Origin of the sequence: Microbacterium sp. NPDC090281, from assembly GCF_044769635.1 — a bacterium.
In the GTDB taxonomy this organism is placed as follows: domain Bacteria; phylum Actinomycetota; class Actinomycetes; order Actinomycetales; family Microbacteriaceae; genus Microbacterium.
Map to the genome: position 1 here is coordinate 805,649 of NZ_JBIVYH010000002.1, position 14,270 is coordinate 819,918.

The window sequence follows — 14,270 nt, forward strand, 5'->3', positions numbered from 1 at the left end:
CGGCCGCGTAGGCTCGGGGATCATGGCGATCGGTTCCACAGTCCACACATTCGAAGTGCAGCTCGCTGACACCGATCGCGGCGTCTACGAGGACTACTCGCTGCGCGTGGCGCGGCATCCGTCCGAGACCGATGCCTACATGCTCACCCGCGTGCTGGCCTACGGGCTCGAGTTCGCCGAGGGAATCGCGTTCGGCGGCAGCATCTCGTCGACCGAAGAACCCGCGGTTCTCGTGCGCGACCTCACCGGACTCATCACGGCCTGGGTCGAGATCGGGGCGCCCGACGCCGAGCGACTGCACTACGGCAGCAGACTCGCCGAACGCACCGTGGTCTACACCCACCGCGACCCCGCCAAGGTGATGGCGCAGTGGACCGACAAGCGCATCCACCGCCGCGAGGACATCCGCGTCTACAGCTTCGACCCCGGGTTCATCGAGACCGCGGCCGCCCTGATCGAGCGCCGCAACACGATGACCCTCACCGTGACCGAGAGCGTGATCTACCTCGACCTCAACGGCACGAACCTGACTTCCGCCGTGCACGTGCACGAGCTGGCCTGACCCGACCGTCAGCCGCCCACAAGCCCCTGCTCGTACGCCGCGATCACGAGCTGCGCCCGGTCCCGAGCAGCGAGCTTCGACAGCAGACTGCCGATGTGGGTCTTCACCGTCGCCATCGAGATCGTGAGCGCCACGGCGATCTCGGAATTCGCGAGGCCCCGACCGACGAGGGTGAGCACCTCGGTCTCCCTCGCCGTGAGTACCGCGAGCGGGCGGCCCGCCGGTCGATTCACGCCATCCAGGAAGTGCTCGACGAGACGGACGAGGATGCTCGGCGCGAACAGCGACTCCCCCTCGTGCGTACGGCGGATCGCCTCGACCAGCTGCTCGGGACGCACGTCCTTGAGCAGGAAACCGCTGGCTCCGGCGCGCAGGGCGCCGTCGACGTACTCGTCGAGCTCCAGCATGCTGAGCACGAGGACGCGTGTGCTCGGGAAGGTCGTCGTGATGGCACGCGTCGCGCTGATGCCGTCGAGCCCCGGCATCCGGATGTCCATCAGCACGACATCCGGCCTGATGGCACGAGCCAGCTCGACCGCCCCCGCGCCGTCAGCGGCCTCGCCGACCACCGCGAGCCCATCGGCGCCGGCGATGATCAGCGCGAGGCTGTGTCGCAGGAGAGCCTGATCGTCCGCGATCAACACGCGGATGCCGTCGCTCATGACCCCGCCTCGAATGGCAGTCGCGCCTCGACCCGGAAGCCCGCGCCCAGGCGCTCACCCCTCAGTGTTCCTCCGAGCGCGTGCACGCGCTCCCGCGCACCCTGCAGGCCGTGGCCCGCTCCGGGCTGCGGCACCCATCCCGTGGCAGGGCCCTCGTCGACGATGATCACGCGGACGTCGTCTGCGTCTCGCTCGACCACGACGACCGCCGGCACCGGGCCGGCGTGACGACCGATGTTCGACAGCGCCTCGCGGATCGTGGCGCAGACCGCTGCCTGCACCGCGAGAGGCACCTCGCCCAGATCGTCCACCCGCAGAGACGCGCGCACGCCGAATGCCTCGGCGGCGGCGGCGATCCCCGGCACATCGGCGAGTCGCGCCGGCGGATGCAGGGGCACCTCGTCTCCCGGCTCGCGCAGCACGGTCAACATGCGCCGCAGCTCGGACATCGCGGAACGGCCGGCCTCCTCGATGTCGACCAGCGCGCTTCGGCGCTCGGCATCTCCCGCGGTGCCGGTGAGCCCGGCGACCGCGGCCGCACGCATCGTGATCAATCCGAGCCCGTGCGATGCGAGATCGTGCAGCTCGCGGGCGATCCGGAGCCTCTCCTGCTGCGCGGCCCTGTCCGCCGCCCACTCCGTGAGGCTGCGTTCGTACTCCCGACGTTGTCGCTGCGACCTCACCGTCGCCCAGCCGAGCACGCCCAGCACGACGGCCCCCGCACACGCCAGCACGACCGTGAGGCTCTGCGGCCCGTCGAGTCCGAGCATGCTCAACAGCGCCACCAGCAGCGCGATCATCCCCGCGGCGGCGATCCATGTGCGCGAACGCCAGGTCGGGCGGGGCGAAGCATCCATCCGCCCGAGTCTAGGCATCCGCGCCCCGGCGCACATCAGACCACGGGCTGAGGGACTCGGGACGGAGGACCCTACCGGGTTCCCTCCTGAGGACCGATGCCCCGCACGCTCCGGACGGCTGGGATCGAGGGATGCTGAAGATCGAATCACTCACGAAACGGCGGGGCGCCCGAACCGTGCTCGACGCCGTCGCCTTCGAGGCGCGGCCAGGGCGTGTGACGGCCTTCCTCGGCGCGAACGGAGCGGGGAAGTCGTCGACCCTGCGCATCCTTCTCGGACTCGACCGCCCGTCAGGAGGGCGTGCGCTGATCGACGGCCGCCCCTACCGCGAACTGCGCGATCCTCTGCGCACCGCGGGGGCGATGCTCGACGGTTCCGGCGCGCACCGCTCGCGTACGGCCCGCGGCCACCTGGGCTGGATCGCCACGGCGGGCGGCATCGCACGCCATCGCGTCGACGAGGTGCTCGAACAGGTCGGGCTGACCGACGCCGCGCGCACGAAGGTGGGCCGCCTGTCGCTCGGGATGGGGCAGCGGCTAGGCCTCGGGGCCGCGCTTCTGGGCGAGCCGCCGACGCTGATCCTCGACGAGCCCGTGAACGGACTCGACCCCGAGGGCATCCGGTGGATGCGGGAGCTGCTGCGCGGGCAGGCGGATGCCGGAGGGACCGTGCTCCTCTCGAGCCACCTCATGGGAGAGGTCGCCGGAGTCGCCGACGACCTCGTCGTGATCGCCCAGGGCAGGATCGTCGCCACCGGCACCGTGGATGAGGTCACGCACGGGCACGCGGATCTCGAAGCGGCATTCTTCGCCCTGACGCGCGGAGACGGCTCCACCCCGGCGGACGGCGGGCAGACCCGATGAGGTTCCTCCGAGCCACCGCCGCCGAGACGGGCAAGATCCTCACCCTCCCGGGCGTGTGGGCGGGGATCATCGCGAGCGTCCTCGGCACCATCGCGATCACGGCGATGAACGCGGTGCAGGCCGCATCCGCCCTGGACGAGGGAGAGGCCGACCTCTTCGGCCCGATCTCGGTGTTCGAGACCGCGTTCGCCGCCGCACCGCTGGGCACGATCGGCGCGATCGTCGTAGGCGTGCTCGCCGTCAGCAGCGAGTACGCCCCGAACAGCCCGGACGCGGGAGGCTCGCGTCAGATCACCAGCACCCTCGTCGCGATCCCCGGGCGCATCAGGATCGTCCTGGCGAAGACCACCGCCGTGGTGGCGATCACGATCCTCACGGCCTTCGTGGCCTTCCCCTCGTGCCTCGCTGTCGCGCAGCTGCTCCTCGGCGACCGTGCGCCGGAGTCCGTCGACGGCGAGCAGGCGCTCTGGCGCCTCGCCGGTGCCACGATCTACTGGACGCTCACCGCCCTCTTGGCGCTCGGGATCACCCTGATCACCCGCAGTGCCGCGCTCCCGCTGATCATCCTCATCCTTAACAGCTCCGTCGTCTCGATCTCCCTCCTGCTCACCAAAGTGACCTCGCTCGCGCACTGGCTTCCCGACATGGCCGGACGCAATCTGTTCGGGTTCGACGCGGAGCTCGTCCTCCCCGGAGGGCTCGACGCCGTAACCGGCGGGCTCATCATGGCCGCGTGGGCGGCGGCCTCCGTCGTCGCGGGAGCCATCGTCTTCGCGCGGAGAGATGCCTGATGACGCGGGCCTGGAGAGCCGAGCTCTCGAAGCTGCTCACGCTTCCGCTCGTGGCATATGCCGCCGGGGGCATAGTGGCTCTCGGTGCAGTCCTCGCAATGACTTTCGCGGCGCTCCGCCCGAATGGAGGGGACGTGGTGTCTCCCGTCGCCGCCGCACTCGGCGCCGTGCCCTACGTCCAGGCCGGCGCGATCCTGCTCGGGGTGCTGCCCGTGTCGCAGGAGTACGCAGGACGACAGCTCAGCACGACGCTCACGGCGGTTCCGCATCGTCTGCGGATCGTCGTCGCGAAGACGTTCGCCGCGGTGGTGCTGCTCGCCCTCGCCGCGGTGGCGACCGTCGCCGCCGCCTGGCTCGTCGCCGAGGCGACGCTCCGCGCCACGGATACGCGCGTCGCCTCGGCAGTGACGGAGGATCTGAGCCGACTCGGCGGCGCGGTCCTCTACCTCGTGCTGATCGGGCTGCTCGCCCATGCCGTGACGCTCGTGCTCCGACACCTGGTCGCAGCCCTGGTGTCGATGCTCGTGCTGGTGTTCATCCTGCCGTTCGCGGTCACCGCGCTCGGGGAGCACGCCCGATGGCTGCCCACCCGCGCCGGGGTGCAGCTGTTCGCGCACGATGACGCGGTCCTCACGGCTGTCACCGGCGGCTTCGTGCTGCTCGGCTGGGCGGTCGTGATCGGCGCCGCCGGTGCGGTGCGCTTCGCACGCGCCGACGCCTGATCGCCCCCATCTCCACCCGCACCCCCTCTCCACCGCCGCCGAGTGCACGGGTTCTCGCCGAACGCACGGCTTCCACACGCACACATCCCGTGCACTCGACGGCATCCCGTGCACTCGACGGCAAGAGAGGCGAGGGGGCCTCGACGCGAGGGCGCGCGGGGACGCGAAAGGCCCCGCCCGCAGAAGCGGACGGGGCCTTCATCACGAGAGCGCTCAGGCGGTCAGGTCGGCCGCGGTCGGCACGCGACCGGCGATCTCCTCGATCACGTCGTCGTCGAGACGCGCATTCTCGAACGGTGCGTCGATCTCGGCACGCTCGAGCAGCTCGGTCATGCGACGCTGGCGCTGACGCGTGATCAGCGTGACGACACGGCCCGAACGGCCTGCGCGACCTGTGCGACCCGAACGGTGCAGGTACGTCTTGTACTCGTCGGGGGCGTCGGCCTGGACGACCAGGTCGATGTCGTCGACGTGGATGCCGCGGGCTGCGACATCGGTGGCGACGAGCACGCTCACGCGGCCCGAGGTCAGACGCTCGAGGTTGCGCGTGCGCTTGGCCTGGTTCAGGTCACCGTGCAGCGAGACGGCCGGGATGCCGGCATCGTCGAACTGCTCGGCGAGCATGTCGGCGTAGGCACGGGTGCGAGCGAAGACCAGAGTCTTGCCTGCACGGTCGACGAGCGAGGTGAGGATGTCGGCCTTGTCGCGGTGCTCGATCACGAGCACGCGGTGCTCGATCGTGCTGGAGTCCTGGTCTTCACCGGCGACCTCGTAGACGGCCGGGTCGACGAGGAACTCATCGACGAGCGCCGCGACCTCACGGTCGAGCGTGGCCGAGAACAGCAGCTTCTGGCTGCCGTCTGCGGTGTGGCGCAGGATGCGCTGCACGGGCTCGACGAATCCGAGCTCGCACATGTGGTCGGCCTCGTCGAGCACCGCGATGCGGCAGTCAGAGAGGTCGAGCTTGCCCTGGTTGATGAGGTCTTCGACGCGGCCGGGGGTGCCGATCACGATGTCGACGCCCTTCTTGAGCGCACCGACCTGACGACCCTGCGGCACACCACCGTAGATCTGCGTGGTGAACAGGCCGACGCTGCGGGCGATCGGCTGGATGGTGCGGTCGATCTGCAGCGCGAGCTCACGCGTCGGAGCGAGGATGATCGCGCGCGGCGACCGACCGAACTCACGGCGCTTGCCGGCCTGCGACTGCAGCACGCGCTCGACGAGCGGGGCGCCGAAGGCGATGGTCTTGCCGGAGCCGGTGCGGCCGCGGGCGAGCACGTCGCGTCCGGCGAGGACGGCCGGGATGCTGGCGGCCTGGATCGCGAACGGCGAAGCGGCGCCCATTCCGACGAGGGTCTCGACGATGTTGGAGCCGAGACCGAGGTCGCCGAACGTCACGCCATCGACCTCGACGGCCGCGACGGACTTCGCCTCGAGGCGCTCGTGCACGACGTCGTCACCGGGTGCGAACTTCGCTCCTGTCGAGGCGGGACGGCTGGTGGCGTTCCAGTCATTGCGACTCGGACGCTCGTTGCGGGCCGGACGACCGCGGGTGTCGGAGGTCAGCGGACGGGGACGCTCGGTGCGGTACGCGCCACCGGTCGACGGGCGCGAACGCTCGTCGCGGCCGCCCTCGAAGGAGCGCTGCGTGCGATCGCGGTCGAAAGCACGGCGGGCGCGGTCGGCGTCGAACGAACGCTCCGGACGGTCTGCGCCACGGCTCGGTGCGCCGGCGCCACGGTCGTCACGGTCGTCACGACGCGGACGCTCGTCACGGTCGAAGCGCTGTCCGCCACGGTCGTCACGGTATCCACCGGTGCCCGAGGGACGCTGACCACGACGGTCGTCGCGCACGGGGCGTCCACCGTCACGGTGGTCGTTGTCGCGGAAGCCCTGACGCTGGGTGCCCGCACCGCGGTCGTCACGGCGCGGACGCTCGTCGCGCTGGCCACCGCGCTCGTCGCGGTAGGTGCCGGGGCCGGTCGGCCGCTGGCCGCCACGGTCGTCACGACGCGGGCGGTCATCGCGATCGAAGCGAGGACGCTCGGCGCCGCGGTCGAAGGAACGGGGACGCTCATCGCGGCCACCCGAACGGGCCGGGCGCTCGTCGAAGCGGCGCGCACCGGTGGAGGGGCGGTCGTTGAAGCGCGGGCGCTCGGTGCGCTCGTCGCTGCGGTGGTGCGGAGCCTCGCGGCGTCCCGACTCTGCACGGTTGCGGATGCCGCGGGCCTCGTCACGGCCGGCGCGCTCCTGCGCGTTCCAACGCTGCTTGGGGGCACCCGTCTCGGCCTCGGCCGGGCGGTATCCGCGGTGGCTCGCGCTGCGGCTCCCGGGACGACGGTCGTAGCCGCCTGCTGCGGGGGCTGCACGGCGGTCGCCGGCATCCGATCGTCCACCGCGCTCGTCGCGCGCACCGTCACGGGCAGGCGCACTGTGGTGACGGTCATGGAAGGAAGTCTTGTTCGCGCCGTATCGCGGCTCGAAATTGCGGGCGGGTCGACCGCCCTGGGGCTTCTTGCTCTTCGGCATGGAGGTATCTGCTTTCGTTCTCGCACGAGAACAGCACTGCGCGCACAGGCGCACCGTGAGCTTTGCTCAGGGGGCCGGTTGGGACGAGCCGGGGCTATTCATGTGATGGTTCATGTGCGTCGATGGACGCTCACCATCGGCCCCTGGACTCACACTTCACACACATAAAACGTCCGCGCCTTGCGCGGGTGTCCGAAGCCGACCGCACAAGTGTAGCCGACGCACCTGAGAGAGTGCCCAGCCCCTACGCTGATGGAGTGATCTCCGTCTCCCCCACCGGCACCCAGATCGTCCTGCAGCTCGGCGACCTCACCGCGCAGATCGCACAGGTCGGCGCATCGCTGCGCGCCCTGCGCATCGGGGGTGTCGACCTCGTCCCGCCCTACCCTGCCGACTCCGCGACGCCCGCCTGCTCCGGTGTCGTGCTCGCGCCGTGGCCGAACCGGGTGCGCGACGGCGAGTGGGACGACGACGGCACCACCAGACAGCTCGCGATCACCGAGCCGAAGCTCCACAACGCCAGCCACGGGCTGCTGCGCTTCACCGCCTACGAGATCGCTCAGACCGAGACGGCAGCCGTGCTGCGGGCGACGATCGTGCCGCAGACCGGGTACCCGTACCTGATCGAGACCTCGGTCACATACACCCTGACCGCCGACGGTATCGATGTCGCACATTCGCTCACGAACCGTTCGCCGAAGCCTGCACCTGTCGCCCTCGGCACGCATCCCTTCGTCACGATCGGCGACGTCGACCCGCACGATCTGGTGCTGCAGGTGCCCGCTGAGACCGCGTTCGAGACCGACGAGCGGATGCTGCCGACCGGCACCCGTCCGGCCGATGCAGCGCTGCGTGCCGGCGTGCGCCTGGGCGATATCGAGCTCGACACCGGATTCACCGAACTCGCACGCGACCCCGACGGGCTCGTGCGGCACTCACTCACCGCGCCTGATGGCCGCCGGGTCACGCTCTGGCAGGGTGAGGGTTTCGACTACGTGCAGGTGTACACGACGCCCGCCTATCCGGGGCAGACCCTCGCGGTGGCGATCGAGCCGATGACCGCGCCGGCCGATGCGCTCAACAGCGGCCTCGGCGTCCGGCGCCTGGCCCCCGACGAGACCTGGACCCTGCACTGGGGCATCACGCTGAGCTGATCCTCTCCTTCGAATCGCGCAGATGGCCCCATTTCCTTCCAGAAAGGGGCCATTCGCGCGATTCGACGCAGCGTGCGGCTACTCCCCGCGGTCGCGGAGCTCGCGCCGCGTGAGCTGCGGGGCATGCGGCAGGCCCGAGGCGTCGATCAGCACCGGCTGAGCCGACGCCACGGCGGCACCGGACGCAGGAGGGCCGACCGGGGCATTCGGCTTCGGCGTCTCGCCGGCACCCGAGCCACCGGCCTTGCGCGCTGCACGCCGCTCCTTGGCGCCTTCGACGAGGTTGTAGAGCGTCGGCAGCACGATCAGCGTCAGCACGGTCGAGGAGATCAGCCCGCCGATCACGACGATCGCCAACGGCTGCGAGATGAACCCGCCGTGGCCCGTGATGCCGAGGGCCATCGGAGTGAGCGCGAGGATCGTCGCGAGCGCGGTCATCAAGATCGGCCGCAGACGCTTCTCGCCACCGGCCTTCACCGCCTCGATGGTCGACAGACCCTTCTCCCGATACTGGTTCACGAGGTCGACGAGAACGATCGCGTTCGTCACCACGATGCCGATGAGCATCAGCACACCGATCAGCGACGCGACACCGAGCGGCACCCCCGTCGCGATCTGCAGCAGGATCGCACCGGTCGCCGCGAACGGCACCGACACGAGCAGCAGCAGCGGCTGGCGCAGCGACTTGAACGTCGCGACCATGACCACGTACACGATCAGGATGGCCGCGAGCATCGCGAGGCCGAGCTGCGAGAACGAGTCAGCCTGCTGTGACGCGACACCGCCGACCTCTGCGGATGCGCCGTCCGGCAGGTCGACCGCCGCGAGCGCTTCGTTCACCGACTGCGTGGCCGTGGCCAGGTTGTCGGATGCCGGCGGCACCGTGATGGTCGAGGTGCGCCGCCCCTGCTCGGTGGTGATCGAGGTGGGTCCGTTCTGCTGCTCGACGGTCGCGATGTCCTGCAGTTGCACGATGCCGGCCGGGGTCGGGATCGAGAGCGCCTTGAGCGCGTCGACCGTGGTCGGCGGGTTCGGGGTGACGATGTAGACGGTCAGCGCGGTGTCGTCGATCTCGACCGAGCCGGCCTGCTGCGGGCGCATGGTGCCGGAGACGATCGAACCGACTGCGACCTCGGAGAGTCCGCGCTCGGCGGCGGCTTCCCGGTTGACCACGACGGCGATGTACGGCAGCGAAGCCGCGAGGTTGTCGGTGACCTGGCCCACACCATCGCGCCCGTCGAGCTCCTTAACGAGAGAGTCCGTCGCGGTCTGGAGATCGTCGGCGTTCGACGCGCTGACCGTGATCTCGATGTCGCTGGATCCGAAGCCGGCCGATGCCGACACGGCCACGTCGCCCACCTCGTCGCCGAGGCCGTCGATCGCATCCTGCACATCGGCGCGGAGCTTCTCCTGGTCGGCATCCCCATCGGTCAGCACGGAATACGTGACACCCGCACCGCCGGAGAAAGCGTCGCTGAGAGCCGAGCCGCTGGTGCCGATCGAGGCCTGCACGTGCTCGATGCCGTCGACGTCGAGCAGTGCGTCTTCCACGGCGACCGCGGCATCCGACTTCGCCTGCAGGCTCGCTGTCGGGCCGAGGTCCTGCGTGATGGTCATGGTGTTCTGACCCGAGTCGCCGAGGAAGTTGACCTTCATCAGGGGCGCCGCGGCGAGGGTGGCGCCGAGCACGACGACCGCGAGGATCACGGTGATGCCGGAGTGCTTGAGCGTCCACCCCAGGATCGGACGGTACTGCCGCTGCAGCCACGTGGGCGGGGCGTCAGGGTGCTCGGGGTCGATCGCGTTGCCGTGCTCGTCGAGCAGGGGCTTGCCGGGCTTAAGGAACCAGTACGCCAGCACCGGCACGATCGTCAGGGCGACCAGGAGCGAAGCGACCATGGCGATGGTCACGGTCATCGCGAACGGACGGAACAGCTCCCCGACCATGTCGCCGACGAACATGATCGGCAGGAACACCGCGACCGTGGTGATGGTCGATGCGGTGATGGCCGTGGCGACCTCGCGCACGGCGAGACGGATCGCATCGCCCTTGTCGGCGTCACCGACGTAATGTCGCTTGATGTTCTCGATCACGACGATGGAGTCGTCGACCACTCGACCGATCGCGATCGTGAGCGCGCCGAGAGTGAGCACGTTGAGCGAGTAGCCGAACGCCTGCAGCCCGATGAACGTGATGAGCACGCTGGTCGGGATCGAGATCGCGGTCACGAGTGTCGAACGGACCGACAGCAGGAACAGCAGGATCACGAGCACCGCGAACACCAGCCCGAGCAGACCCTCGGTGGCCAGGGTCTCGATCGACTGCACGATGAACGGCGCCTGGTCGAAGATCACCGTGAATTCGGCGTCGGGGAAGGCCTTGCCGATCGTGTCGAGGGCGGCGATCACGCCGTTCGACACCTCGACCGTGTTCGCAGCCGGAAGCTTGGTGATCGAGATCGAGAGCGCATCCTTGCCGTCGACCCTCGAGATGGAGGTGACAGGGTCGGACTCTTGCACGACCGTCGCCACGTCGCCGATGGTGACGTCGGTGCCGACCAGCGGAAGCGCGGCGATCTCCTCGACGGACGTGATCTTCGCTCCGGTCTGCACCGTGAGCGTCTGACCGTCCTGGGTGATGTCACCGCCGGGGAAGAGCGTGCCGTTCTGCTCCAGCGCATCGCTGATCGCCTTCGTGCTCTCGCCGGCGGCTGCGAGTTTCGCCACGTCAGGCGTGATGCTGATGCGCTGCCCCACCCCACCGACGATCTCGGCCGCGTTGACACCGTCGACGTCTTCGAGTTCGGGGATCGCGACGGATTCGAGTTCGGCCTGCGCGTTGTCGGCATCCTCGAACCCTGTGACGGCGACCTGGATCACCGGGAAGTCGTCGATGGAGACCGACAGCACCTGCGGGGTCACATCCTCCGGCAGCTGCGACGAGATGCGGTTGATCGCCTGCTGGATCTTCTGCTCGGCCGTGGCGAGATTCGTGCCGTAGGCGAACATCGCCTGCACGATCGACGCGTTCGTGGTGCTCGTCGCCGTGGTGGACTCGAGCCCAGGCACACCCTGGATCGCCGCCTCGACCGGCGTGGACACGTCGTTCTCGACCACCTCGGGAGAGGCCCCGGGGTAGGTCGTCATGACGACGAGCGCCGGCAGCTCCAGCGACGGGATCAGCTCCTGCTTGAGGTTCGTGAGCGCGAGCCCACCGAACACCGCCGCGACGATGGTGATGAGGGCGATGAGCGCACGGTTCTTGAGGCTCAGGATGGCGAGTTTCGACAAGGCGGTTTCCTCGGTGTCAGGGTGTGGCTGTCGCTGCGGAGGGAGTGGAGACGGAATCTCCGAGGATCCGCGCCAGTGCGGTCTCGATGAAGGACTGTTCGAGGCGGGCATCGCGGATCTGCATGCTCCACATGACACCGTCGATGAAGATCATCGCCGCTTGAGCACGATCTGCGCCATAGGTCGGCTGGAGAAGTTCGACAAGTCGATCAGACATGTGGCGCGCGAGATCCCGCAGGCGGGGGTCGTGCACGGCGGCGGTGACCACGGCACGGTCGGCCTGCACTGCATGGTGGTCGTCCAAGCTCTCGAAAACGAGTGCGGCGATCACGTCGGGGCTGTCACCGCGTTCGGCGATGGTCTGCCGGACGCCGTCGAGACGTGCGTCGACCTCTTCGGCGAGCGCCCGGAAGGCCGCGGCACGGAGGTCGTCGAGGGTGTCGAAGTACTGGGTCGTTGCGCCGAGGGGCACTCCTGCGCGAGCGGCGACCATGCGATGGGTGACGGCATCGGCGCCCACTTCGACGATGAGCTCGGCGGCGGCGGTCACGATCTCCCGACGGCGCGCTTCAGGGTCACGTCGACGACGCGCACCTTCCCCCATCGAGCACCTCCTGGACATCCGTACATGTACGTTTGTACATTTCCGGATTGTGAGGATGCTGGGAGTGCTCCCCTCAGCCCTTCGCCATGGGGCTCCGAAGCTTCATCCGGATCACGACGAGCATCCCCGCGAGCGTGAGCGCGATGCCCCACACCTGCATCGGCCCTGGCGGCACAGAGAGCCCGAGGACTGCGGAGGCGACGCCGACGAGCGGCGGGACCGCAAGCCCCAGGAGCGCGGCGAACGAGGGCCCGGCTGACAGTATGACGCGGTGCTGCAACAGGTATGCGGGCATGTAGACGCCGAGACCGAGCAGCGCGAGCACCCCGATCGTCACGAGGTCGACCTGCGTGCCGGAGCTCGACTCGACGACCGCCCAGAGCACCAGCGGAACACTCCCGAGGGCGAAGATAGGCAGGATGCGCGGCGTCATCGGCCCGCGGTATCCCCGGTTGACGTGCGCGAAGAGCAGTCCGTAGCCGGCCATCGAGAGCATCGCCGCGACCGCGGCGAGCACGCCCCAGCCGGCACTGGCCCCCGATGCGCCACCGACACGAGGAACGATGTAGAGCGCGGTGCCGGCGATCGCCACTCCCGTCGCGAGGAGAACGAGTGGCGGCACTCGCACTTTCGTCAGAGCGCTCTCGAGCAGCAGGACGACGACCGGAGACAGCGCGAGGATCAGGCTCGGGATCGCGGGACCGGCGAGTGCGATCGCGACGGTCGAGAGCAGGGTGTACCCCGCGACGCCGGTGACCGAGAGCACGCCCAGTTGCCACCATCGGTAGCGTCGGACAGTGACCGGCGGATAGACCGGAACGGAACGTGTTCCCGGGCGATGCGAGAGCACCACCAGCAGGAACAGTCCGAGCGCCGCGAAGCCCGTGCGCCCCGCTGACACCACGCCGACGCCAGCGCCCTGCAGCGCGATCCCTGCGATCACCCACGTCGCGGCGAGCAGCACCACGAGCACGAGCGACTCCAGCGCGAGCCGCCGGCGCCCGGTCTTCGACGAGACCGACGACGCGGCACCCCGCGAGGAGTTCATACCAGCGCGGCCTCGACCTGCCCGCGCTCGAAGTAGGCCACGAGCTCGGGATCGAGCGGCGGGATCTCGATCGCCGAACCGTCACCCCGCAGCGAAGCGGTGGCGAGGATTCCGGCGGCCACGGCCTCACGCGCAGCGACCGGCGACGTCTCGGTCAAGCCGCCGTCCTTCACGAAGCGCAGGAACTCGGCCACGAGCAGTGCGTCGGCACCGTCATGTCCGGCATCCGGCACCTCCGGCACGATGAAGGTCTCGTCGGCCGCCGCGGCTCCCGCATGCCGCCGATTCCACAGCCCGACCTCGCTGCCGGCCACGTCGCCGAAGTTCTCGATGCGCCCCTCGGTGCCGATCACCGTGTAGTTGCGCCAGTAGTCGGGGGTGAAGTGACACTGCTGGTACGACGCGAAGATCCCGCCCTCCAGCTGCATGTTCACCATCGAGATGTCCTCGACGTCGACCACCGGGTGCAGCCCCGTGAGCGCGGTCGGCGGCCAGTTGTCCATGCTGAACCAGTCCGGCATCCGCTCCCCCGTCCGGTCACGCCGGTCGGTGATGTCGCCGTACACGCTCAGCGCTCCCATCGCGGAGACCCGCTCGCTGTAGGCACCGGCGAGCCAGTGGATGATGTCGATGTCATGGGCGCCCTTCTGCAGCAGCAGCCCCGTGGTGCGGCGACGATCGGCGTGCCAGTCCTTGAAGTAGAAGTCGCCGCCGTGGCCGACGAAGTGCCGCACCCAGACCGCCTTGACCTGGCCGATGCGTCCGCTCTGGATCAGACCGCGCATCAGCGTGATCACGGGCATGTGTCGCATGTTGTGGCCGATGTAGAGGCCGGTGCCGGTGCGCCGGGCGGTCTCGAGCATCGCGTCGGCATCGGCGAGATCGATCGCGAGCGGCTTCTCGCAGAACACCGGCACGCCTGCTTCGAGGGCGCGGATGCTGAGCGCTGCGTGCGTGTCATCGGGTGTGAGCACCATGACGGCGTCGACGCCCGAAGCCAGCAGCTCGTCGAGCGAGTCGGTGATGAGCGCGTCCGGCACGAGGGCGCGGGCGTCTTCCCGAGCGCGCGGAGCGAGGTCGCACACGGCGCTGATGCGCGATCCGTGCCCCGGACGATGCACCTCTTCCTGGAGGGTCGAGCGCGCGCCGAAGCCGATGATGCCGATCTGGAGATCCACGATGGT

At 69.4% G+C, this 14,270-nt stretch carries 12 protein-coding genes; 5 read left to right on the forward strand and 7 right to left on the reverse strand.

The window, feature by feature from the left end:
* The first annotated feature begins 22 nt into the window (after positions 1-22).
* On the forward strand, positions 23-562 hold the full coding sequence (locus ACIQTX_RS17995; RefSeq protein WP_105527517.1) for a YaeQ family protein: 540 nt from the start codon (positions 23-25) through the stop codon (positions 560-562).
* A gap of 8 nt (positions 563-570) precedes the next feature.
* Here the strand turns inward: ACIQTX_RS17995 and ACIQTX_RS18000 are convergent, their stop codons facing one another.
* Together ACIQTX_RS18000 and ACIQTX_RS18005 are read right to left on the reverse strand one after the other, a co-directional pair.
* Positions 571-1,224 carry a response regulator gene (locus ACIQTX_RS18000; RefSeq protein WP_402974775.1) on the reverse strand — a complete coding sequence of 218 codons (654 nt, stop codon included), beginning with the start codon at positions 1,222-1,224 and terminating at the stop codon, positions 571-573.
* Positions 1,221-2,081: a sensor histidine kinase gene (locus tag ACIQTX_RS18005; RefSeq protein ID WP_402974778.1), complete on the reverse strand. Its 861-nt coding sequence runs from the start codon at positions 2,079-2,081 to the stop codon at positions 1,221-1,223. The genes ACIQTX_RS18000 and ACIQTX_RS18005 overlap by 4 nt, the downstream gene beginning before the upstream one ends.
* Before the next feature lie 131 nt (positions 2,082-2,212).
* On the opposite strand from ACIQTX_RS18005, the gene ACIQTX_RS18010 reads away from it, so the two are divergent.
* The 3 genes from ACIQTX_RS18010 to ACIQTX_RS18020 all read left to right on the forward strand — a co-directional run bounded on the left by ACIQTX_RS18010 (position 2,213) and on the right by ACIQTX_RS18020 (position 4,457).
* Complete coding sequence (locus tag ACIQTX_RS18010) at positions 2,213-2,944, forward strand: ABC transporter ATP-binding protein (protein WP_402974781.1); 732 nt, start codon at positions 2,213-2,215, stop codon at positions 2,942-2,944.
* Positions 2,941-3,735, forward strand: coding sequence for an ABC transporter permease (locus ACIQTX_RS18015; protein ID WP_402974784.1), 795 nt, complete (start codon positions 2,941-2,943; stop codon positions 3,733-3,735). The genes ACIQTX_RS18010 and ACIQTX_RS18015 overlap by 4 nt, the downstream gene beginning before the upstream one ends.
* Before the next feature lie 134 nt (positions 3,736-3,869).
* The gene (locus tag ACIQTX_RS18020; protein WP_402974787.1) at positions 3,870-4,457 is read left to right on the forward strand and encodes a hypothetical protein; all 588 of its coding nucleotides are present in this window, start codon (positions 3,870-3,872) and stop codon (positions 4,455-4,457) included.
* Positions 4,458-4,670: 213 nt separating this feature from the next.
* Here the strand turns inward: ACIQTX_RS18020 and ACIQTX_RS18025 are convergent, their stop codons facing one another.
* On the reverse strand, positions 4,671-6,989 hold the full coding sequence (locus ACIQTX_RS18025; protein WP_402974790.1) for a DEAD/DEAH box helicase: 2,319 nt from the start codon (positions 6,987-6,989) through the stop codon (positions 4,671-4,673).
* 257 nt (positions 6,990-7,246) lie between these two features.
* Here ACIQTX_RS18025 and ACIQTX_RS18030 point away from each other — a divergent pair, with 257 nt between their 5' ends.
* On the forward strand, positions 7,247-8,143 hold the full coding sequence (locus tag ACIQTX_RS18030; protein WP_402974793.1) for an aldose 1-epimerase family protein: 897 nt from the start codon (positions 7,247-7,249) through the stop codon (positions 8,141-8,143).
* A 78-nt stretch (positions 8,144-8,221) separates the two neighbouring features.
* Here the strand turns inward: ACIQTX_RS18030 and ACIQTX_RS18035 are convergent, their stop codons facing one another.
* The 4 genes from ACIQTX_RS18035 to ACIQTX_RS18050 form a co-directional block, all read right to left on the reverse strand.
* Complete coding sequence (locus ACIQTX_RS18035; protein ID WP_402974796.1) at positions 8,222-11,434, reverse strand: efflux RND transporter permease subunit; 3,213 nt, start codon at positions 11,432-11,434, stop codon at positions 8,222-8,224.
* A gap of 16 nt (positions 11,435-11,450) precedes the next feature.
* The gene (locus tag ACIQTX_RS18040) at positions 11,451-12,038 is read right to left on the reverse strand and encodes a TetR/AcrR family transcriptional regulator (protein WP_402974799.1); all 588 of its coding nucleotides are present in this window, start codon (positions 12,036-12,038) and stop codon (positions 11,451-11,453) included.
* A gap of 73 nt (positions 12,039-12,111) precedes the next feature.
* Entirely contained in the window at positions 12,112-13,086 is a 975-nt protein-coding gene (locus ACIQTX_RS18045) for a DMT family transporter (protein ID WP_402974802.1), read from the reverse strand.
* Positions 13,083-14,264: a Gfo/Idh/MocA family protein gene (locus tag ACIQTX_RS18050; protein WP_402974805.1), complete on the reverse strand. Its 1,182-nt coding sequence runs from the start codon at positions 14,262-14,264 to the stop codon at positions 13,083-13,085. The genes ACIQTX_RS18045 and ACIQTX_RS18050 overlap by 4 nt, the downstream gene beginning before the upstream one ends.
* Between the last annotated feature and the right edge of the window lie 6 nt (positions 14,265-14,270).